General features: G+C 70.2%; 19 protein-coding genes and 1 tRNA gene. 15 read left to right on the top strand and 5 right to left on the bottom strand.

Annotated features, from left to right (window positions below):
• Positions 1-194 precede the first annotated feature (194 nt).
• Both E3U26_RS22090 and miaA read right to left on the bottom strand, forming a co-directional pair.
• Positions 195-1271, bottom strand: coding sequence for a helix-turn-helix transcriptional regulator (locus tag E3U26_RS22090; protein WP_499106640.1), 1077 nt, complete (start codon positions 1269-1271; stop codon positions 195-197).
• A 186-nt stretch (positions 1272-1457) separates the two neighbouring features.
• The gene (miaA, locus tag E3U26_RS22085; protein WP_499106639.1) at positions 1458-2348 is read right to left on the bottom strand and encodes a tRNA (adenosine(37)-N6)-dimethylallyltransferase; all 891 of its coding nucleotides are present in this window, start codon (positions 2346-2348) and stop codon (positions 1458-1460) included.
• An 85-nt stretch (positions 2349-2433) separates the two neighbouring features.
• Here miaA and pyrH point away from each other — a divergent pair, with 85 nt between their 5' ends.
• From pyrH to E3U26_RS22045, 8 genes are all read left to right on the top strand, one after another.
• Positions 2434-3168, top strand: coding sequence for a UMP kinase (pyrH, locus tag E3U26_RS22080; RefSeq protein WP_024844453.1), 735 nt, complete (start codon positions 2434-2436; stop codon positions 3166-3168).
• Between the two features lie 80 nt (positions 3169-3248).
• Entirely contained in the window at positions 3249-3812 is a 564-nt protein-coding gene (gene frr / locus E3U26_RS22075) for a ribosome recycling factor (protein ID WP_072462785.1), read from the top strand.
• A gap of 3 nt (positions 3813-3815) precedes the next feature.
• A complete protein-coding gene (gene uppS / locus E3U26_RS22070; protein ID WP_072462786.1) occupies positions 3816-4550 on the top strand; it encodes a polyprenyl diphosphate synthase in 735 nt (244 codons plus the stop codon).
• Entirely contained in the window at positions 4547-5401 is an 855-nt protein-coding gene (locus E3U26_RS22065; RefSeq protein WP_116220780.1) for a phosphatidate cytidylyltransferase, read from the top strand. Before uppS ends, E3U26_RS22065 begins: the two co-directional genes overlap by 4 nt.
• 4 nt (positions 5402-5405) lie before the next feature.
• On the top strand, positions 5406-6578 hold the full coding sequence (dxr, locus tag E3U26_RS22060) for a 1-deoxy-D-xylulose-5-phosphate reductoisomerase (protein ID WP_499106636.1): 1173 nt from the start codon (positions 5406-5408) through the stop codon (positions 6576-6578).
• Positions 6575-7900 carry an RIP metalloprotease gene (gene rseP, locus E3U26_RS22055; RefSeq protein ID WP_499106634.1) on the top strand — a complete coding sequence of 442 codons (1326 nt, stop codon included), beginning with the start codon at positions 6575-6577 and terminating at the stop codon, positions 7898-7900. The genes dxr and rseP overlap by 4 nt, the downstream gene beginning before the upstream one ends.
• 103 nt (positions 7901-8003) lie before the next feature.
• Complete coding sequence (bamA, locus tag E3U26_RS22050) at positions 8004-10337, top strand: outer membrane protein assembly factor BamA (RefSeq protein ID WP_499106632.1); 2334 nt, start codon at positions 8004-8006, stop codon at positions 10335-10337.
• On the top strand, positions 10337-11314 hold the full coding sequence (locus E3U26_RS22045; RefSeq protein WP_499106631.1) for an OmpH/Skp family outer membrane protein: 978 nt from the start codon (positions 10337-10339) through the stop codon (positions 11312-11314). The genes bamA and E3U26_RS22045 overlap by 1 nt, the downstream gene beginning before the upstream one ends.
• Before the next feature lie 30 nt (positions 11315-11344).
• Here the strand turns inward: E3U26_RS22045 and E3U26_RS22040 are convergent, their stop codons facing one another.
• Both E3U26_RS22040 and E3U26_RS22035 read right to left on the bottom strand, forming a co-directional pair.
• Positions 11345-12292, bottom strand: coding sequence for a nucleoside hydrolase (locus tag E3U26_RS22040; protein WP_449045400.1), 948 nt, complete (start codon positions 12290-12292; stop codon positions 11345-11347).
• A 63-nt stretch (positions 12293-12355) separates the two neighbouring features.
• Positions 12356-14812, bottom strand: a complete 2457-nt coding sequence (locus E3U26_RS22035; protein WP_499106629.1) for a penicillin acylase family protein — start codon at positions 14810-14812, stop codon at positions 12356-12358.
• Positions 14813-14941: 129 nt separating this feature from the next.
• On the opposite strand from E3U26_RS22035, the gene E3U26_RS22030 reads away from it, so the two are divergent.
• From E3U26_RS22030 to E3U26_RS22005, 6 genes are all read left to right on the top strand, one after another.
• Positions 14942-15808, top strand: a complete 867-nt coding sequence (locus E3U26_RS22030; RefSeq protein WP_449045401.1) for an NAD(P)-dependent oxidoreductase — start codon at positions 14942-14944, stop codon at positions 15806-15808.
• A gap of 48 nt (positions 15809-15856) precedes the next feature.
• A tRNA-Val gene (locus E3U26_RS22025) sits at positions 15857-15932 on the top strand.
• A gap of 18 nt (positions 15933-15950) precedes the next feature.
• Positions 15951-17012, top strand: coding sequence for a CaiB/BaiF CoA transferase family protein (locus E3U26_RS22020; protein ID WP_449045403.1), 1062 nt, complete (start codon positions 15951-15953; stop codon positions 17010-17012).
• A 191-nt stretch (positions 17013-17203) separates the two neighbouring features.
• Positions 17204-17626, top strand: a complete 423-nt coding sequence (gene rplU, locus E3U26_RS22015; RefSeq protein WP_114535472.1) for a 50S ribosomal protein L21 — start codon at positions 17204-17206, stop codon at positions 17624-17626.
• Positions 17627-17645: 19 nt separating this feature from the next.
• A complete protein-coding gene (gene rpmA / locus E3U26_RS22010) occupies positions 17646-17918 on the top strand; it encodes a 50S ribosomal protein L27 (protein ID WP_114535471.1) in 273 nt (90 codons plus the stop codon).
• A gap of 110 nt (positions 17919-18028) precedes the next feature.
• Positions 18029-18574 (top strand): GNAT family N-acetyltransferase, encoded by a 546-nt coding sequence (locus tag E3U26_RS22005; RefSeq protein ID WP_036754676.1) that lies wholly within the window; start codon positions 18029-18031, stop codon positions 18572-18574.
• A 301-nt stretch (positions 18575-18875) separates the two neighbouring features.
• On the opposite strand, the gene E3U26_RS22000 is transcribed toward E3U26_RS22005, so the two are convergent.
• On the bottom strand, positions 18876-19391 hold the full coding sequence (locus tag E3U26_RS22000) for a hypothetical protein (protein ID WP_116220833.1): 516 nt from the start codon (positions 19389-19391) through the stop codon (positions 18876-18878).
• A gap of 128 nt (positions 19392-19519) precedes the next feature.
• Between E3U26_RS22000 and E3U26_RS21995 the strand changes: the two genes are divergently transcribed.
• The gene (locus tag E3U26_RS21995; RefSeq protein ID WP_072463547.1) at positions 19520-19927 is read left to right on the top strand and encodes a SufE family protein; all 408 of its coding nucleotides are present in this window, start codon (positions 19520-19522) and stop codon (positions 19925-19927) included.
• Positions 19928-19929 lie beyond the last annotated feature (2 nt).

The following is a 19929-nucleotide window of genomic DNA, read 5'->3' as shown; positions in this document are numbered from 1 at the left end:
TTGCCGCGGTCCGCAAAGCGGCCTCTTGTCGAAGCCCGCGATGGTGGCGCAACTGCGCGAGCCGGCGGCTTTTTTCCGTTCACCCTCGGCCTTTTCCGACGGGGCGCGACGCCGTTTCCCGTCGTCGGTCTGGCGGGCCGGGTTCCCATGCCGGAACCGCGCGGGGGCGTTCACGCCAGCCGAATGCGCGGGGTTCAGCCAGCCGGGCGCTCGCCGGGGCGGCTGCGGCCTTCTTGCATCAGCGCCCGATAGGCCTGGGGCGTGCGGCCGGTAGCGGCCAGGAAGGTGCGCATGAAATGGCCAAGCCCGCTGTAACCCAGCCGGTCCGCGATCTCGGCCACCGGCTGGGTGCCGTCGCGCAGCGCCTCGGTCGCGCATTGCAGCCGCAGGTCGTAGAGCAGCTCCAGCACGCTGCGTCCCCGGCTCAGCCGGCAGGCGCGGTCGAGCTGCGCCAGCGAGCAGCCCAGCCGCCGCGCCAGTTCGGCGATGGTCTGGCCGGATTGCAGCTCGGCCCGCGCCAGTTGCAGGAAATGCCCGGACAGCGCCCGCGCCTCGGCCAGGCTGGCGGGCGAGGGGGCGGATCGGCCCCCGCCCGGCCCCTCGTCCAGCCGTGACAGCACCGTGGCGATCTGCGCCAGTTCGCGCGCGGTGGCGGCATCCTGCGCCTTGTCGTGCGGCGCCCTTGATCCCAGCGCGGCCATGGCCCGATCCAGCAGATCCGCATCTGCATCCGCGCCCGCCGGCAGGCCGTGGCGCATCTGCGCGGGCAGCGCCAGGCCGCGGCACAGGGCGGGCGGGATCAGCAGCGCCAGCCCCCGCACCTCGGGCGGCGGCTTCAGCGAAAAGGCGGTGCCCGCGGGGATGAAGGCGACGCGGCCGGCCGGCAGCGCATGGTGGTGGCGCGGGAACATGATCGCGACCATGCCGCCGGTCGGGCGAAGCAGCACATGGTCGCCGCGGACCCGCGGGCTGCGCGGCGCAGCCGGGCTTCGCACCGGCCCGCCCCAGTGAAGGCCGGCGAGCGGGATCAGCCGCAGCCCGTCGCCCGCCCGGCCCTGCGGCAGCAGGGAACGGGGCCGGGGCCCGCCCGCCTCGGCCAGCCCGACCACGGTGGGCGACAGGACCGACGGGCGGCCCGCGGGGGCGGCAGGCGCCGGCAGCCGGGGATCGGTATCCGCCGGCTCGAGGATCGTGCCGATATTGACGCCCGCCGCGGCCAGCCGCGCCAGAACGGGATCGGGCGGGACGATGTGGCGGCGGGCTTCATCCATCAGCCGCGGCTTTCAGCGAATCCATGACCAAAGGCTATCCTCATGACGCGAGTCGATGAAGGATATAATCATCTCAAGGTTGCCAAAAGATTAATATGTCTTGCCCTGCTTGCGCGGTGCGTCGGTCAGGGGATCAATGCTGAGATAGAGCCTCCGCGCGCCCTCCTGCTTGCGCGGGCGCGCCGGTCAGGGGCCGATGCCGATGCGGGGCCAATCCCCCAGCCGCCCGCGAAAGAAGCTGCGCTGCGCCTTGGCATATTGCCGGGTGGCGATGACCGCGCGGCGGATCGCCTCGTCCAGGTCGATCTCGCCTCGTAGCTGCGCGACCAGTTCCGGCGCGCCGATGGCCTTGGCCCAAAGCGCATCGGGGCTCCAACGCGGCAGCAGGGCGCGCACCTCGTCCAGCGCGCCCTGGTCCAGCATCAGCCGGAAGCGGCGGTCGATGCGCCCGGCCAGCCAGTCGCGGTCGGGGTCCAGCACCAAGAGATGCGCGGCGGCGGGGTCGATCAGCGGCGGCGGCGTCTCGGCCTGCCAGGCGGCGATGCCGCGGCCGGTGGTGGTCAGCACCTCCCAGGCGCGCTGGACGCGCACCGGGTTTCTCAGGTCGATGCGGGCGCGGGTCGGGGTGTCCAGATCCGCGACCATGCGCGCCAATCCGCCGGGCTCGCGCAGCAGCTGGCCGGCCCAGGCGCGGATTTCGGGCGGGGTGGCGGGAATCGCCGCCAGCCCGCGGCTGAGCGCGTTCAGGTAAAGCCCGGTCCCGCCGGTCACGATCAGCCGGCCGCGGTCCAGCAGCGCCGCCACCTCGGCCAGCCAGGCGCCGACGGAATAGTCGCGGCCCGGCGCGACATGGCCGTAAAGCGCATGCGGCGCGCGCGCCTCGTCCTTGGCCGTGGGCCGGGCGGTCAGCACGCGCCAGCAGGACCAGACCTGCAAGGCGTCGGCATTGACGATGGTGCCGCCCTGCCGCTCGGCGATCTCCAGCGCCAGGGCGGATTTGCCGCTGGCGGTGGGCCCGGCGATCAGGACATGGCGCGCCGGGTCCAGCCCGGCCAGGATCGGGTGACGCAGGGTCATTTCGGGTCGGGTCGGCAGTGGTTGAACATGGGGCCTGTTTGCGACATTTTGCCCGGCAATGAAACTGCCGCAAAAAAGGTGAACCATGTCGGAAAGCGCGTCCAAGACCCGCGGAAGCTATTCGCGCGTGATGCTGAAGATTTCGGGCGAGGCGCTGATGGGGGACCAGGGTTACGGCCTGCACCCGCCGACCGTCGCCCGCATCGCGCAGGAGGTCAAATCCGTCCACGACATGGGCGTCGAGATCTGCATGGTCATCGGCGGCGGCAATATCTTCCGCGGCCTCCAGGGCAGCGCGCAGGGCATGGAGCGGGCGACCGCCGACTACATGGGCATGCTGGCGACGGTGATGAACGCGCTGGCCATGCAGGCGGCGCTGGAGGCGCTGAAGATCCATACCCGCGTGATCTCGGCCATCCGCATGGACGAGGTGGCCGAGCCCTATATCCGCCGCCGCGCCGTCCGGCATCTGGAGAAGAAGCGCGTCTGCATCTTCGCCGCCGGCACCGGCAACCCCTATTTCACCACCGACACCGCCGCCACCCTGCGCGCCAACGAGATGAATTGCGAGGCGATCTTCAAGGGCACCAAGGTCGATGGCGTCTATGACAAGGATCCGAACAAATTCCCCGACGCGCGGCGCTATGACGACGTGACCTATGACGAGGTGCTGCAAAAGCATCTTGGGGTCATGGATGCCTCGGCCATCGCGCTGGCGCGCGACAACGACCTGCCCATCATCGTCTTCTCGCTGGACGAACCGGGCGGTTTCCGCGGGATTCTGGCCGGCACCGGCACATATACGCGCGTGCATGGCTGAAAAACCCGTATAGGCTTTGCCATGCCGGCGCGGCTCGGCTAAAAGCGGCGAAAATCACAGCACAGAGGCCATGACCGAGCATGTCCGACGAGATCGAGATCGACACCGACGACCTGGAACGCCGCATGAAGGGCGCGATGGAATCCCTGCGCCATGAATTCGCCTCGCTGCGCACCGGCCGCGCCTCGGCCAGCATGGTCGAGCCGATCATGGTCGATGCCTATGGCTCGCCCACGCCGATCAACCAGATCGGCACGGTGAACGTGCCCGAGCCGCGCATGGTCACGATCAACATCTGGGACAAGGCGCTGGTCGGCAAGGCCGAGAAGGCGATCCGCGAATCGGGCCTGGGCATCAACCCGCAGCTGAACGGCACCATCATCATGCTGCCGATCCCCGAACTGAACGAGGAGCGCCGGCGCGAACTGACCCGCGTCGCCGCGCAATATGCCGAACACGCCCGCGTCGCCATCCGCAACGTGCGCCGCGACGGCATGGACCAGATCAAGAAGGCCAAGTCCTCGGGCATGTCCGAGGATGACCAGAAATTCTGGGAGGGCGCCGTGCAGGAACTGACCGACAAGATGATCGCCTCGGTGGACCAGGCGCTCGAGGCCAAGCAAGCCGAAATCATGCAGGTCTGACGCATGGCCGAGATCGCAGCCAGCCTGTCCAAGCCCGGCGGAGGGGACCAGCGGCCCCGTCATGTCGCCATCATCATGGATGGCAACGGCCGCTGGGCCAAGAACCGGGGCTGGCCGCGACTGGTCGGGCATCGGCGCGGCGCCGAGCGCGTGAAGCAGATCGTCCGCGCCTGTCCCGACCTGGGGGTGAACTGGCTGACGGTCTATGCCTTCTCGACCGAGAACTGGAAGCGCTCGACCGAGGAGGTGCTGGGCCTGATGGGCATCTTCGCCCGCTATATCGAGCGCGAGGCCGACGGGCTTTCCGCCGAGGGCGTGCGCATGCGCTTCATCGGCGGGCGCGAGCGGCTGGAGCCCAAGCTGCAGCGGCTGATGGCCGGGATCGAGGCGCGCACCGCCGGCAACACCCGGCTGAACCTGACCGTGGCGATCAATTACGGCGGCCGCGACGAGCTGACCCGCGCCGCGGCGCGGCTGGCCGGCCGCATCGCGCGGGGCGAGGTGGCCGAGCCGACCGAGGCCGACCTGGCCGATTGCCTGGACACCGCCGGCCATCCCGACCCGGACCTGGTGATCCGCACCTCGGGCGAGACGCGGACCTCGAATTTCCTGCCCTTCCAGGCGGCCTATTCGGAATATGAGTTCACCAAGACGCTCTGGCCGGATTTCACGCCCGAGCATCTGGCCGAGATCCTCGACCGCTACGGGCTGCGCGAACGGCGCTTCGGCGGCGCATGAGCGGGGGCGGGCCACGGCCGGGCCGGCTGCGCGGCGCCTTGCAGCGCGGGCGCGACAAATGGGCCGATCTCTGGCCGCGCCTGCTGTCGGGCGTGGTGCTGGCGATGCTGGGGCTGCTGCTCCTGCTGTCCTCGGGGCTGTGGATCCGGCTGGGCGTTTCGGTCGTGATCGGGGCGATGATGTGGGAACTGGCGCGGCTGACCGGCTGGCGCCACCCCGAGTTCCGCAGCCCGCGCCATCCGGTGCTGATCGGCATCCTGTCGGGGCTGGTGATGCTGGCCATGCTGGTGCTGCCGGGCGACTGGCCGATGGCGCTGGCGCTGGTGCCGATGATCGCCGGCTGGCACGGCACGCATGAACACGAACGCCCGGCCTATCTGCTGTTCACCCTGGCGATCCTGGGCGCGGGCTATGCGCTGGTGGTGATCCGCGAGGTGATGGGCCTGCCGACGCTGGCCTGGATCGTCGGCACCGTGGTGCTGTCGGACGTGCTGGGCTATTTCATCGGCCGCCGCTTTGGCGGTCCGCGCTTCTGGCCCGCCATCAGCCCCAAGAAGACCTGGAGCGGCACCATCGCCGGCTGGGTGGGCGCGCTGGTGCTGGCGCTGGTCCTGCTGCTGGCCGGGCAGGCGCCCTGGCCGGTGCTGGTGCTGGGCCCGCTGCTGGCGCTGGCCGGGCAGTTCGGCGACATCGCGGAAAGCTGGCTCAAGCGCCGGGTCGGGGTCAAGGACAGTTCCGACCTGATCCCCGGCCACGGCGGGGCGATGGATCGGTTCGACGCCATGGCCGGGGCGCTGCTGGTGGCGCTTGTGTTGTTGATCGGCAATCTTTTACCCGTGATCGGAGGCTGATAGCATGCGCAGCATATCGGTGCTGGGCGCGACCGGGTCGGTCGGCGAAAGCGCGTTCGATCTGGTGATGCGGGCCGGCGGGCCCGAGCGGTTCCGCACCATTGCCCTGACCGGCGGCGCCAATGTCGCGCGCCTGGCCCAGATGGCCCGCGCGCTTCGGGCCGAGATCGCCGTCACCGCCTGGCCGCAATGCCTGGCCGAGCTGCGCGCGGCGCTGGCCGGCAGCGGCATCGAGGCCGCCGCGGGGCCGCGGGCCGTGGCCGAGGCCGCCGCGCGTCCCGCCGACTGGACGCTTTCCGCCATCGTCGGCGCCGCCGGCTTGCCGCCGGGGCTGGAGGTGCTGAACCGCGGCGGCACGCTGGCGCTTGCCAACAAGGAAACCCTGGTCGCCGCCGGGCCGCTGGTCATGTCCCGCGCCCGCGAGACCGGCGCCCGCATCCTGCCGGTCGATTCCGAACATTCCGCGATATTCCAGGCGCTTCAGGGAGAAGACCTCGAAAGCGTCGAGCATGTGACCATCACCGCCTCGGGCGGCGCCTTCCGCGACTGGCCGCTGGAGCGGCTGGCGCAGGCAAGCGTGGCCGAGGCCAGCCGGCATCCGAACTGGGACATGGGCCAGCGCATCACCATCGACAGCGCCAGCATGTTCAACAAGGCGCTGGAAGTCATTGAAGCGCATGAGTTCTTTGGCCTTGGTGTCGAGCGGTTGCGGGTGCTGGTGCATCCGCAGTCGATCATCCACGCCATGGTCACGCATCGCGACGGCGGCAGCATCGCGCATCTGGGGGCGCCGGACATGCGCCATGCCATCGGCTATGCGCTGAACTGGCCGGCGCGCGCGCCGCTGCCGGTGCCGGCGCTGGACCTGGCGGCGCTTGGCAGCCTGACCTTTGCCCAGCCGGACGAGGCGCGCTGGCCCGCCCTGCGCCTGGCGCGCGAGGCGATCCAGGCGGGCGGCGCCGCCGGCGCGGTGCTGAACGCCGCCAAGGAACAGGCGCTGGACGATTTCATCGCCGGGCGCATCCGCTTTACCGACATGGCCCCGGCGGTCGAGCATGCGTTGGCGCTGGCCGCGCGCGAGGCGGGTTTCGGGCAAAGCCCGCGCGACCTTGCCGAGGTGCTGCATTGGGACGGCTTCGCCCGGCGTGCGGCGGCGCAATGGCAGGGGGCGGCATGAGCCTGGTTCTGGACGCGATGGGCGGATTCCTCTGGACCGCGGCGGCCTTTGTCGTCGCGCTGTCGGTCATCGTCACCGTGCATGAATATGGCCATTACATCGTCGGCCGGCTTTGCGGCATCAAGGCCGAGTGCTTTTCGCTGGGCTTCGGGCCGCGGCTGGTCTCGCGCCGCGACCGGCATGGCACGCTGTGGCAGGTGGCGGCGGTCCCGCTGGGCGGCTATGTGCGCTTCCTGGGCGATGCGGATGCGGCCAGCGCCGGCTCGGTGCCGGTCGAGCCGGCCCGTGCGCGCCAAAGCCTGACCGGCGCGCCGCTCTGGGCGCGCTTCGCCACGGTGGCGGCGGGTCCGGTCTTCAACTTCGCGCTGTCGATCCTGGTCTTTGCCGGCATGGCGATCTGGCAAGGGCTGCCGGTCGATGAGGTCGAGGTGGGCCGGCTGCACCCGACGCCGCCCGGCATCGAGATGCAGCTGCAGACCGGCGACCGCGTCCTGGCGCTGGACGGCCGGCCGGTCGAAAGCTGGCGCGACCTCGGCACGGCCGCGGCCGACCTGCCCGCGCGGGCCAGCCACGACTGGACCGTGCTGCGCGACGGCGCGCGGATCACCGTGCCCGGCCCGCATCCGATGCCGCCGCTGGTCATCGGCATCGCGCCGCGCAGCCCGGCGGCCACGGCGGGGCTGAAGCCGGGCGACGTGATCCTGGCCGTGGACGGCGCCCCCGTCTCGCGCTTCGACGAGCTGCGCGAGCATGTGGCCAAGGCCGAGGGCCGGCCGGTGCTGCTGAAGGTCTGGCGCGAGGGCGAGGGCGAGGCCGACTATACCCTGGCCGCGCGCGAGCAGGATCTGCCCACCGACGACGGCTATACCCGGCGCTGGCTGATCGGCGTGACCGGCGGCGGCACCTATTTCGAGCCGGCGACCCGGCCCGCCGGCGCCGCCGAGGCGCTGGGGATCGGCGCCGCGCGCACCTGGGACATCATCGCCTCCTCCGTCTCGGGGCTCTGGGCGATGATCACCGGCCAGATCGGCAGCTGCAACCTGGGCGGCGCGATCTCGATCGCCGAGACCACGGGGCAGGCGGCCTCGGCGGGGGGCAGCAACTTCATCTGGTGGATCGCGGTGCTGTCGGCGGCCATCGGTTTCCTGAACCTCTTGCCGGTGCCGGTGCTGGATGGCGGGCACCTGATGTTCTATCTCTACGAGGCCGCGGCGGGGCGGCGCCCCTCGGACCGGGTGATGGACATCCTGTCGGCGCTGGGGCTGGCGGCGGTTCTGTCGCTGATGGTTCTGGGCCTCACCAACGATCTTTTCTGCCCCTGAGCGGCGCTAGGCTTTTGACAGCATGGCCCGCTTCGCGGTATCCATCGGGGCAAATATGGCGGGGCAAACCCGCCGGGCAATGCATTATTCGCGAGGGGCGGCGATGACGGACAGGAAACTCGGCAAGGGCGCGCTGGCGCTGATCTCGGCGCTGGCGGTGGCCGCGCAGGTCGCGATGGTGGCGACCCCCGCCTCGGCCCTTGTCTTCAGCAACGTGCGGATCGAAGGCAACCAGCGCATCGAGCCGGCAACCATCCTCTCCTATCTGGACCTGCCGCGCGGCCAGGACGTCTCGGCCGGGGCGCTGAACGACGCCATGCAGCGGCTGCAGAATTCCGGGCTGTTCGAGACGGTCGAGCTGGTGCCCTCGGGCGGGACGCTGGTGGTCCGGGTGGCGGAATATCCCACCATCAACACCGTCGCCTTCGAAGGCAACAAGCGGCTCAAGGACGAAAACCTGGCCGAGATCGTCAAGTCGCAGTCGCGCCGGGTCTATTCGCCCGCCCAGGCCGAGGCCGATGCCGCCGCGATCAGCCAGGTCTATGCCTCGCAGGGGCGCCTGGCCGCCCGCGTCGATCCGCGCATCATCCGCCGCGGCAGCAACCAGGTCGACCTGGTCTTCGAGATCCGCGAAGGCGACGTGACCGAGATCGAGCGCATCGGCTTCGTCGGCAACCGCGCCTTTTCCGACCGCCGGCTGCGCAACGTGCTGCAAACCAAGCAGGCCGGCATCCTGCGCACCTTCATCCGCCGCGACACCTTCGCCCCCGAGCGGGTGCCGTTGGACGAAAAGCTGCTGACCGATTTCTACCGCTCGCGCGGCTATGCCGATTTCCGCGTGCAGGCGGTGGCGCCGGAACTGGCGCGGGAACGCGACGCCTTCTACATCACCTTCCAGATCCACGAAGGCCCGCGCTATACCTTCGGTACCATCAACACCGTCAGCGAGATCCCCGGCGTCGATGCGGCGGAATTCGCCGCCCAGAACCGGGTCAAGCGCGGCGCGGTCTACAACCCGACCGACATCGACACCACCATCCGCCGGATGGAGGCGCTGGCGCTGCGCAAGGGGCTGGACTTCGTCAATATCGAGCCCCGCGTCACCCGCAACGAGCGCAGCCAGACCCTGGACCTGACCTTTGCCCTGACCCGCGGCCCGCGCGTCTTCGTCGAGCGCATCGACATCGAGGGCAACACCACCACCCTGGACGAGGTGATCCGGCGCCAGTTCGCCACCGTCGAGGGCGACCCCTTCAACCCGCGCGAGATCCGCAACTCGGCCGAGCGGCTGCGCGCGCTGGGTTATTTCGCCGATGTGCAGGCCGAAAGCCGCCAGGGCTCGACGCCCGAGCAGGTGATCGTCGACGTGAACGTCGAGGAGCAGCCGACCGGCAGCCTGAACTTCGGCGTCAGCTATGGCGTCTCGACCGGCGTCGGCTTCAATATCTCGCTGTCGGAAAAGAACTTCCTGGGCCGCGGGCAACAGGTGGACCTGGCCTTTTCGACCGGCACGGATACGCAAAGCTCGGGCCTGACCTTCGTCGAGCCCTATTTCCTCGGCCGCGACCTGCGGGCGCGGGTGCAGGCCTGGTACAACACAACCGACCGGCTGAACTCCGACTACAACACCCGCACCGTGGGTTTCTTGACCGGAATCGAATTCCCGGTTTCCGAGAACGGCCGGCTGGAACTGCGCTACAAGCTCAGCAAGGATACGCTGTTCGACGTCGAAGAGCCTCATGAGGATTCCGAAGGCAACTTCGTCGGTTCGTCGCAGATCCTGTATGACGAGCAGGGTGGCTATTTCACCTCGGCGCTTGGCTATACCTACAGCTATGACAGCCGCATCGCCGGGCTGGACCCGGTGACCAGCTACCGGCTGCGCGCCGGCCAGGATTTCGCCGGCCTGGGCGGCGACGTGAAATCCGTCACCAGCACGCTTTACGCCGGCGTCGAAAGCCGCGCCTGGCGCGAGAACGTGACCATGCTGGCCGAGTTCGAGACCGGCGCCGTGCATATGCTGGACGACGAGGACAGCCGTTTCCTGAACCGCTTTACCGGCAACGGCAAGATCCGCGGCTTCGAGCCGAACGGCCTGGGTCCGCGTGACCTGGCGGCGCCGAACGAGGATGCGCTTGGCGGCAATTATTTCTGGGCGCTGCGCACCGAGCTGCAATTCCCTCTGGGCCTGCCCGAGGAATACGGCATCACCGGCGGGCTTTTCGCCGATGCCGGCTCGGTCTGGGGGCTGGACCGGACCAGCGGCACCAACGGGGTCGAGGTCGACGACGGCATGAAGGTTCGCGCCGCGGTCGGCGCCTCGATCTTCTGGACCACGCCGATCGGGCCGCTGCGATTCAACTTCGCCAAGGCCCTCAAGAAAGAGGATTACGACGAAGAGCAGTCCTTCGACCTGACGATTTCGACCCGGTTCTGATGGCCGGGGGACGCGGCATCGCGGCGCTGGTCCTGGCCGCGCTGCTGGCGGTGCCTGGGCGCGCGCCCGCCCAGCCCGTGCCCGAGCAGCCTTCCGGACAGGCCGGGACGCCCACGCCCGAGGCGGCGCCCATCGTGGTCGAGACGCCGCCCCCGAACGGCCAGGCGGTGCTGCCGGTCCTGACGCTGGACCAGGATGCGCTGTATCTGCATTCGCGCTGGGGCCAGCGCGTGCAGGCCGAGCTGGAGCGGCGCGGAAGCGAGATCGCGGCCGAGAACGAGCGGCTGGTCGAGCAGTTCGCCGCCGAGGAGCAGGAGCTGACGGCGCTGCGCCAGACCCTGCCGCCCGACGAGTTCCGCAAGCGGGCCGACGAGTTCGACAAGCGCGTGGTCGAGGTGCGCCGCGCCCGCGACGCCGCCCCCCGCGCCTTGCAGGCCGAGGCCGAGGAAGAGCGCCAGGCCTTCTTCCGCGCCGTGCTGCCGGTCCTGGCGGCGGTGATGCGCGAGCGGGGCGCGGTGGTGGTGCTGGACCAGCGCGCGATCTTCGTCGCCTCGCAATCCATCGACGTCACCGAGGTGCTGATCGAGCGCATCGACCGCGAGATCGGCGCGGGCCCGCTGGCCGATCCGCCCAAGGCCGATGCGCCGGTGCAGAGGGGGAACGGCGCGCCGCAGGATGGCTCGGGACAGGACGGGCAGGACGGGCAGGACGCGCGGGCGCCGGGTGACGATGCGGCGCGGGATGATGCGGCCCCCGAATCCCCGGCGGCACCCGAACCCGACCCCCAGCCGGGGGACGGCGCGGGCCCGCTGGCCGACCCGCCCAAGGCGGATGCGCCGCTGCAGACGGGGAACGATGCGGCGCAGGATGGCTCGGGACAGGATCTGTCGGTGCCGGGAGACGATGCGGCGCGGGACGATGCGGCCTCCGAGCCCCCCGCGGCACCCGACCCCAGGCCCGGCGGGGCGGAGGAATAAACCCCCACCCGCCCGCGGCAGGTGTGGCTGCTATCCGACCCTGCGGTCCAGATCGCCGATCCGTTCCGTCAGCAGCGCGAAGAAGGCATCGGCCTCGACCTCGCGGATGAAGGTGGCGTTGGGCGTCCGGCCGCTGACCCGCCACCAGTCGGCGACGGTCATGCCCAGGGTGTATTCGCCCTGGGTCTCGATCTCGACATTGATATAGCGGCCGGTGAACAGCTCGGGCTTCAGCAGCCAGGCGATGGTGCAGGGGTCGTGCAGCGGCGCGCCCTGGCTGCCGTATTTCTCGCGGTCATAGCGTTCGAAGAAATCGGTCCAGCTGGCGACGGCCTGGCCGACGCGACCCATGGCGCGCATGCCCTCGACCCAGGCGCGGCTGGTCAGGGCGCGATGCGTCACGTCGAGCGGCATCACCGTCAGCGGTGCGCCGCTGGCAAAGACGATCTTCGCCGCCTCGGGATCGACATGGATGTTGAACTCGGCGGTGGGGGTGATGTTGCCCACCTCGAAATAGGCGCCGCCCATCAGCACGATTTCCTGCACCCGCGGGATGATGTCGGGCGCGCGCAGGAAGGCGGTGGCGATATTGGTCAGGGGGCCGATCGGCACCAGCGTCACGCTGCCCGGCTTTTCGCGGCGCAGGGTCTCGATCAGGAAATCGACGGCATGGCCGGGGGCGAGCGGCATGGTCGGCTTGGGCAGGGTGACGCCGTCGAGCCCGGTCTTGCCATGCACATGCTCGGCCGTGATCAGCTTGCGGTGCAGCGGCGCGTCGCAGCCGGCATGGACCGGCAGGTCGGGTCGGCCGGCCAGTTCGCAGACCATCCGGGCATTGCGCTGGGTATGGTGCAGCGGCACGTTGCCGGCGACCACGCCGAGGCCCAGCACCTCGATCTCGGGGCTGGCCAGGGCCAGCAGGATCGCCACGGCATCGTCCTGGCCGGGGTCGGTGTCGATGATGATCTTGCGCGCCATGGGCTGTCCTTCGCTGCGTCCCGGCCCGCAGGGAAGCCCGGCCGGGCGCGGGATGCAAGCCCCCTAGTCGCCGGCCGGTTGCAGGTGGGTGATGCCCGCCGCCGCCGCCCGCGCCAGCGCCGGGTCCAGCGACATGACCACGTATTCGCCGCGCCGCCACAGCTCGGCCATGTCGTCGTAATGGCGCGAGAAGGGATGGCCCGATTGCCCGGTCGAGATGACGAAGACCGAGCTGTCGGGGTCGGCCAGGTCATAGACGCCGCGATAGGCGGCCCCGGTCACGTTCAGCCAGGGATTGCGGCCCCGGCCCAGGAAGCCGGCATGGGCGATCGTCGCCTCGCCGCCCGAGGTCGGCTGGATCAGGTTCACGATATAGGAGATGCCCCGCATGTCCCCCAGCGCCGGGTGGACATGGCGGGCGCGGTGCAGGTCGCCCCAGCGCCAGCTGGCAAGGTCGGGGCCGAAGCGCGCCACCAGGTCCAGCAGCGCCGCGTCCAGCGCCTGCCGGGCGATCTGGGTGCAGGTCTCGACCGGGGCGGACTGGCGGATGTCGCACCATTCCGAGGCGCCGCCGGCGTCGCGAAACACCCGGTCGATGAAAACGGGGAACAGCTCGGTCAGGTCCTGCGCCAGCGGGCCGAGGTCGTCGCGCACCAGCCGATCCTGCAAGGCCCGCATCCAGGCGGCATAGATCAGCGGCTCGGGCAGATGCTCGCTCATCGCGCCGTCCCAATTGGCCAGCAGCGCCAGCGCGTCCTGGCGCAGCCGCTCGGGCGTGCCCTGGGCCGCGGGTTCGCCGGTGAACCACAGCTCTGCTCCGACCAGCGGCAGCAGGCCGCGGGCCACCGGGCTGACGATGTCGGTCTGCGCGGCGATGAAGCTGTCGCGCGAATGCACCTCGCGCGATTCGATCAGGTGGCGCAGCCGGCCCAGCCGGTAGCCGTCGGCCCGGTCGTGGCCCAGCCCGGCCCAGCCCGGCTCGGCCGCGCCGGTCGCGGCGACGATGCCGCTTTCGGGGCTCAGCTCGGCCAGCTCGGACGGTGCGGGGTCGAGCCCCTGCCAGCGGTTCTGCACGACCCAGCCTGGCGCGGGCATGCGTCCCGCCGTCTGGTGCCCGGCGGGGCGCTGCGGCAGGGCGCCGGCCAGTACCTGGCCCACGCCCCGCGCATCGGCCAGCGTCACCGTCAGGGCCGGCGCGACCATGCCGCGCAGCGCCTGTGTCGCCGCCTGGCGGTCCTGCGCCCGCATCAGGCCGATCAGCGCCGACATGCTGCGGTCCTCGCCATGGCCGCCGGTCCAGGACAGCGCCGCGACATGGCCGGCCGGCAGGATGCTGGCAAGGTCCAGATGCGCGGCGGGGATGACCGGGCCGTTCTCGGTCTCGCGCAGGGTGATGGTCTGCGGCTCGGCGCCGCGGATGCGCAGGGTCTCGCGCCGGGTCGCGAACTCGGTCCAGCCCTGTGCGCCGCGATAGCGGTTGGGATCGCCGGGTTGGACCTCCTCGATATACAGGTCCTGGTCGTCGATCCAGGCCGGGGTGATGCCCCAGGCCAGGCCGGTATTGCGACCCGACAGCACCGCGGGAATGCCGGGGATGGTGCCGCCGATCACCCCGCCCGAGCCAAGCTCGATCCGTGCCAGATACCACAGGCCCGGCGCGGTCAGGGCGAATTGCGGGTCATTGGCCAGCAGCGCCCCTCCCGCCGCCGTGCGGCCGGCCGCGGCGGCAAAGCCGTTGGCCGAGGCCCCCGCCGCCGGCGCCAGATAGCCGGCCAGCGTCGCCGTCCAGTCCCGCGGCCCGGCGCCGCGTTCCGGGGCGGCAAAGCGGGCGCCCGGAAAAAGCGCGGCATAGCCGGGTAGCGGCGGCTCGCCCGGCATGGCGACCAGATCCTGCCCGCGTTCGGGCGCGGCCAGAGACAGCTGCGCGCGCAGCACCTCGCGGCGCAGCTGCACGCTGGACGAGGCCGCCAGCAGCTTCAGGATCGCCAGCGAATCCGCCGGCTCCCAATAGGCGATGTCGTCGGGATAAAGGAAGAACTCCGGCGCCCCGCGCCCGCGCGCGCCCAGGTTGACCTGCTCGATCCAGGCGTTGATGCCCGCGGCATAGGCTTGCAGCGCGTCCAGCACCTCGGGGTCCTGGGCCTCGAGCGAGGCGCGGGCATTGCGGTAAAGCCCCAGCCGGCGCGCCAGGTCGTCGGCGGGCAGCGCGCCCATGCCATAGATCTCGGCCAGCCGGCCCTGGGCCGCACGGCGCAGCACGGTCATCTGGAACAGCCGGTCCTGGGCATGGGCAAGCCCGAGCGCGAAGAACACGTCGCGGTCGCTTTGGCCGAAGATATGCGGCACGTCCTCGGTCGTGCGCACGATCTCGACCGGGGCCGAGATGCCCTGGACCGCATAGCTGCCGTCGTAATCGGGCAAGGAGCGGATGGCGAAATACCAGGCCAGCGTCACCAGCGCCAGGGTCAGCAGGATCAGCCCGACCGTCAGGCGCACAAGCCAGCGGAAAAGTGTCACCATGAAAAGGCACGGTCCCGAGCTTGGGCACGAGAGGTTGACCCCCGCGCCGGGTGATGAAATTCATCGGGGTGAATAGGGCAGGGCGCGGGCCGGATCAACGCGCCTTTTCGACACGAAAGGGAGAATCTGATGGCGCGGGTGGCATTTCTGGGACTTGGGGTGATGGGCTTTCCGATGGCGGGCCACCTGGCTGCGGCCGGGCATGAGGTGACGGTCTGGAACCGCAGCCCCGCCAAGGCCGAGGCCTGGGCCGCGCGCCACAAGGGCCGCCTGGCCGCCACCGCACGCGAGGCGGCCGGGGGCGCCGACTTCGTCATGGCCTGCGTCGGCAATGACGACGACCTGCGCCAGGTCTGCCTGGGCGAGGCGGGCGCCTTTGCCGGCATGGGCCGGGGCGCGGTCTTCGTCGATCACACCACGGTCTCGGCCGCGGTCACGCGCGAGCTGTTCGCGGTCGCTGCCGAGGCCGGGCTGGGCTTCGTCGATGCGCCGGTCTCGGGCGGGCAGGCGGGGGCCGAGGGCGGCCAGCTTTCGGTGATGTGCGGCGGCGCGCAGGCCGATTACGATCGCGCCGAGCCGGTGATCGCCGCCTATGCCAAGATCTGCAAGCTCATGGGCCCCTCGGGCGCGGGGCAGCTGACCAAGATGTGCAACCAGATCGCCATTGCCGGGCTGGTGCAGGGCCTGTCGGAATCGCTGCATTTCGCCGAAAAGGCGGGGCTGTCGATCCCCGAGGTCGTCGAGGTGATCAGCCAGGGCGCCGCCGGCAGCTGGCAGATGGCGAATCGCCACCAGACCATGGCCGAGAACCGCTTCGACTTCGGCTTTGCGGTGGACTGGATGCGCAAGGATCTGGGCATCTGCCTGGCCACCGCCGACGAGACCGGGGCGAGCCTGCCGGTGACGGCGCTGGTCGACCAGTTCTACAAGGAGGTGCAGGCCATGGGCGGCGGGCGCTGGGACACCTCGTCGCTGATCGCGCGGCTGCGCCGGTGACGCCCGTGCTTGCCAAGGACGCCGGGATCGCGCTATCAGCCGGCAGGGGGGCGGTTAGCTCAGTTGGTAGAGCGTCTCGTTTACACCGAGAATGTCGGGGGTTCGAGTCCCTCACCGCCCACCATTCCCCCGGAGGCCGCAAATGACCGGCGCCCTGTCCAGCCTGCGCATCGTCGAGATTGCCGGGATCGGCCCCACGCCATTCGCCGCCATGTGGCTTGCCGACCACGGCGCGCAGGTGGTGCGCATCGCCCGGCCCGGCGCGCCGCAGATCTTTCCGCTCGACCGCGACGTGCTCGACCGCGGCCGCGATTGGCTGGAACTGGACCTGAAATCGCCCGAGGGCCTCGGGATCGCCCGCGACCTGATCCTGCGCGCCGATGCGCTGATCGAGGGCATGCGCCCCGGCGTGATGGAGCGGCTGGGCCTCGGCCCCGAGGATTTCGCGGAAAACCCGCGCCTGGTCTATGGCCGCATGACCGGCTGGGGCCAGACGGGCCCGCTGGCCCATTCCGCCGGCCACGACCTGACCTATCTGGCGATCACCGGCGCGCTTTCCGCCATCGGCCCCGCGGATCATCCGGTGCCGCCGTTGAACCTGGTCGGCGATTTCGCCGCCGGCTCGATGTATCTGGTCTCGGGCATGCTGGCGGCGATCCTTGCTGCGCGCGAGACCGGCCGGGGCCAGGTGGTCGATGCCGCGATCACCGACGGGGTGGCGCATCTGATGGCGATGATCTCGGGGCTGCGCGCCAACGGGCTGTGGCGGGACCAGCGGCAGGCCAATCTGCTGGACGGCGGCGCGCCCTATTACAGCTGCTATCCCTGCGCCTGCGGCGGCTTCCTGGCCATCGCCGCCATCGAGCCGCAGTTCTGGGCGGAACTGGTCCGGCGACTGGGCCTGTCCGAGGCCGACCTGCCCGACCGCGCCGACCCGGCGAACTGGGCCGCGCTGCGCGCGATCCTGGCCGCGCGCATCGCCACCCGCAGCCGCGACGACTGGGCGGCCGCGCTGGAGGGGACCGATGCCTGCGCGGCCCCGGTGCTGTCATTGGACGAGGCGCCGCGCCACCCGCACAACCGCGCCCGCGGCGCCTATAGCGGCACCGATCCGCGCCCGGCGCCGCTCATGTCGGCCGGTCTGGGCGCGCTGCGCGAGGGGCGGCGGCTTGCGGTGGAGGAGGCGCGCGACCTGTGGCGCTGAGCCGCCATTTCGGTTGACTTGCCCGGCCGAATCCGCGATATACCCGCGACCGGCCGGGCGCATGTCCGTTGCCGGCATCATATTTTGAACCTCACCCGAGACCATGGGTGCGCTGTCCGAAGGCGGGGCCTGGCCCCGGCAACACCTGCAAGGCAGGGGCCGAAGGACGCGGCAGAGCAAGGAAAGACGGAATGTTCGCAGTTCTCAAGACGGGCGGCAAGCAATACCGGGTTCAGGCCGGTGACGTGCTGCGCGTCGAAAAGCTGAACGCCGAAGCCGGCGACAAGGTCCAGTTCAACGACGTGCTGATGATCGGCGCGACCGTGGGCGCGCCGCTGGTTGCCGGCGCCGCCGTGCAGGCCGAGGTGATCGACACCATCAAGGCCGACAAGGTCATCACCTATGTCAAGCGCCGCCGCAAGCATTCGTCGCAGCGCACCCGCGGCCACCGCCAGCAGCTGACGCTGGTCCGCATCACCGAGCTGCTTGAAAAAGGCGGCGACAAGACCGATGTGAAAGCCGCCGTCGGCGCGCGCACCAAACTCGAGCCGGCCGCCAAGCCGGCAAAAGCCAAGAAGTCGGAAGCCGAAGCCTCGGCCGAAGACGCCAACTGAGGCAGAAGGAGACTGAGCCATGGCACATAAGAAAGCAGGCGGTTCGTCCCGCAACGGCCGCGACTCGGCCGGTCGTCGTCTCGGCGTGAAACTCTTCGGCGGCCAGCAGGCCGTCGCCGGCAACATCATCGTGCGTCAGCGCGGCACCACCTGGTGGCCGGGCCAGAACGTCGGCATGGGCCGCGACCACACCCTGTTCGCCCTGACCGACGGCCACGTGACCTTCAAGAAGGGCCTCAAGGGCCGCACCTATATTTCCGTGCTTCCCGCCAATCTCGAGGCCGCCGAGTAAGCCGATTTCAACACTCGGGTGCTAAATAGGGGGATCGGCAGGGCCGGTCCCCTTCGCGTTTTCAGGGGCCGCACCCATATGATTGCGAGTAATTGGGGGAGAATAGTGACATGAACGAATTGATTTCCTCGGATGCGCGGCAGATCGAGATCGTGACCGAGCGCTTCGTCCTGCGCCCGCTGCGGGCATCGGATGCCGGGCTCATCGCGCATTACACCGCCGATCGGCGCGTGGCCGAGGGAACCCGTTCGATCCCGCATCCCTTGCCGCCCGGCGCCTCCGAAGCCTATGTCCGCCGGGCGATGGCGGCTGACCGGGACGAGGATGTCTGGGCCATCGACGGCTCGGCCAACAAGCTGGCCGAGGTGCTGGGCGTGGTCTCGCTGACGCGGATCGACAAGGAACAGTCCGAACTCGGCTTCTGGATCGGGGCGGGGTTCTGGAACACCGGCTTCGCGACCGAGGCGGTCTCGGCCCTGGTCGAGGCCAATCCGCACGGCTCGCGCACGCTGTTTGCCGAGGCGTTCCAGGACAATCCCGGCTCGGCGCGGGTGCTGACCAATTGCGGCTTCGAATATCTCGGCGATGCGGAAAGCTGGTCCGTGGCGCGCGCCGCCCGCGTGCCGACCTGGACCTATCTGCGCAAGATGGCCTGATCGGCCGCACCCGCCGGCATTCCGCGAAAAGGCCCGCATGACGCATGCGGGCCTTTTTCCTGCCACGGCGGCCGTCCTGCCTGCATTCGGCCGAATCTGCGCCTCGTCCCCGCTACTCCGGCCTGGCGATCAAGATGACGGACAGGGCGATGCGGCAATGTCGCCCATGGGTATTTGAGGAACGAAGAAGATCCTGACGCCGCCCACGTCTTCTCCGTTCCTCAAATACCCATGGCGCCACCGTGCCGGTCGCGGTTTGCCTGCAGCCTTTCGCGCTGCCGAACCGGGCCTGGGCCCGGCGTCAGCGGCGCAGCGTGATGGCGTTGCCGGCGCCGGTGATCACCACCTCGCGCAGGTCCGCCAAGGCGGCGTTGGGAAGCGTCAGCGCCACCGTCACCGTATCGCTGGCAGGCTGCGGCGGGTTGGCGGCGGCGAAGGTGTCGGGCAGGGGCGGCTTGCCCACCAGCCGCAGGCGCAGCACGCCGTCCTGATCGGGGCGGATGCGTCCCCTGGGCATCGGCACCTCGGTGACCAGCGCCACATCCCACCAGCCCTTGCTGGCGGCAAGCCCGGTCACGACCAGCATCCGCCCTTCGTAGAGCGGCTCCCATTTCGCGCTGGTGATCTGCGCCAGCGGCAGGCGGCCGTCCTCGATCGCGGTCGGATAGCCGCCTTCGGGCTCCAGCGTCTGCTGGCGGGGCGCGCCGCTGCCGCCGCCGAACCAGCGAAACGGGTTCAGGCTGCTGTCCCCCATGCGGCCGCAACCGCCCAGCACCAGCATCGCACAGGCAAGAATGCCCAAGGTTCCCGACCGCATGAAGGCTGCCCCCGTTTTCCCAAGTCTTTGGCGCAGTGATAGGCCAAGTCGGGCGGGCGCGAAAGCCTCTTTGACCTTGCCGCCCCGTCGCGCTATGCCAGTGCCGCCCGATGCGAGAGGATGCCCCGATGGCCACGCCCGCCTTTGAAGAAATCGCCGAGACCTTCGATTTCCTGGAGGATTGGGAAGAGCGCTACCGCCATGTCATCGAACTGGGCAAGGCGATGGCGCCGATGGATGCCTCGTTGCAGGTGCCCGCCACCAAGGTCGAGGGTTGCGCCAGCCAGGTCTGGATCATGCCCCGGATCGAGGCTGGCCGCTTCGACTTCCAGGGCGACAGCGATGCGCTGATCGTGCGCGGGCTGATCGCCATCCTGCATGCGCTTTACTCCGGCGTGCCGGTCGGCGAGGTGGCGGCGATCAACGCCAGCGCCGAGCTTGGCCGGCTGGGGCTGGAGGAGCATCTTTCGGCGCAGCGCTCGAACGGGCTGCGCGCCATGGTCGAGCGCATCCGCCTGCTGGCTGCGGCGGCCTGAAC

Source organism: Paracoccus ferrooxidans, from assembly GCF_029909815.1.
Lineage (GTDB): Bacteria > Pseudomonadota > Alphaproteobacteria > Rhodobacterales > Rhodobacteraceae > Paracoccus > Paracoccus versutus.
This window is presented reverse-complemented; position numbering and strand designations above follow the sequence as displayed.

What these genes read in the sequence shown, in the direction of transcription:
- rseP (WP_499106634.1), top strand. Translation starts at nt 6,575, where the DNA reads ATGAGCCTGGTTCTGGACGCGATGGGCGGATTCCTCTGGACCGCGGCG.
- rpmA (WP_114535471.1), top strand. Translation starts at nt 17,646, where the DNA reads ATGGCACATAAGAAAGCAGGCGGTTCGTCCCGCAACGGCCGCGACTCG.
- frr (WP_072462785.1), top strand. Translation starts at nt 3,249, where the DNA reads ATGTCCGACGAGATCGAGATCGACACCGACGACCTGGAACGCCGCATG.
- E3U26_RS22020 (WP_449045403.1), top strand. Translation starts at nt 15,951, where the DNA reads ATGACCGGCGCCCTGTCCAGCCTGCGCATCGTCGAGATTGCCGGGATC.
- E3U26_RS22065 (WP_116220780.1), top strand. Translation starts at nt 4,547, where the DNA reads ATGAGCGGGGGCGGGCCACGGCCGGGCCGGCTGCGCGGCGCCTTGCAG.
- E3U26_RS22035 (WP_499106629.1), bottom strand. Translation starts at nt 14,812, where the DNA reads ATGGTGACACTTTTCCGCTGGCTTGTGCGCCTGACGGTCGGGCTGATC.
- E3U26_RS22040 (WP_449045400.1), bottom strand. Translation starts at nt 12,292, where the DNA reads ATGGCGCGCAAGATCATCATCGACACCGACCCCGGCCAGGACGATGCC.
- E3U26_RS22090 (WP_499106640.1), bottom strand. Translation starts at nt 1,271, where the DNA reads ATGGATGAAGCCCGCCGCCACATCGTCCCGCCCGATCCCGTTCTGGCG.
- dxr (WP_499106636.1), top strand. Translation starts at nt 5,406, where the DNA reads ATGCGCAGCATATCGGTGCTGGGCGCGACCGGGTCGGTCGGCGAAAGC.
- uppS (WP_072462786.1), top strand. Translation starts at nt 3,816, where the DNA reads ATGGCCGAGATCGCAGCCAGCCTGTCCAAGCCCGGCGGAGGGGACCAG.
- pyrH (WP_024844453.1), top strand. Translation starts at nt 2,434, where the DNA reads ATGTCGGAAAGCGCGTCCAAGACCCGCGGAAGCTATTCGCGCGTGATG.
- E3U26_RS22045 (WP_499106631.1), top strand. Translation starts at nt 10,337, where the DNA reads ATGGCCGGGGGACGCGGCATCGCGGCGCTGGTCCTGGCCGCGCTGCTG.
- E3U26_RS22000 (WP_116220833.1), bottom strand. Translation starts at nt 19,391, where the DNA reads ATGCGGTCGGGAACCTTGGGCATTCTTGCCTGTGCGATGCTGGTGCTG.
- E3U26_RS21995 (WP_072463547.1), top strand. Translation starts at nt 19,520, where the DNA reads ATGGCCACGCCCGCCTTTGAAGAAATCGCCGAGACCTTCGATTTCCTG.
- miaA (WP_499106639.1), bottom strand. Translation starts at nt 2,348, where the DNA reads ATGACCCTGCGTCACCCGATCCTGGCCGGGCTGGACCCGGCGCGCCAT.
- bamA (WP_499106632.1), top strand. Translation starts at nt 8,004, where the DNA reads ATGACGGACAGGAAACTCGGCAAGGGCGCGCTGGCGCTGATCTCGGCG.
- E3U26_RS22005 (WP_036754676.1), top strand. Translation starts at nt 18,029, where the DNA reads ATGAACGAATTGATTTCCTCGGATGCGCGGCAGATCGAGATCGTGACC.
- E3U26_RS22030 (WP_449045401.1), top strand. Translation starts at nt 14,942, where the DNA reads ATGGCGCGGGTGGCATTTCTGGGACTTGGGGTGATGGGCTTTCCGATG.
- rplU (WP_114535472.1), top strand. Translation starts at nt 17,204, where the DNA reads ATGTTCGCAGTTCTCAAGACGGGCGGCAAGCAATACCGGGTTCAGGCC.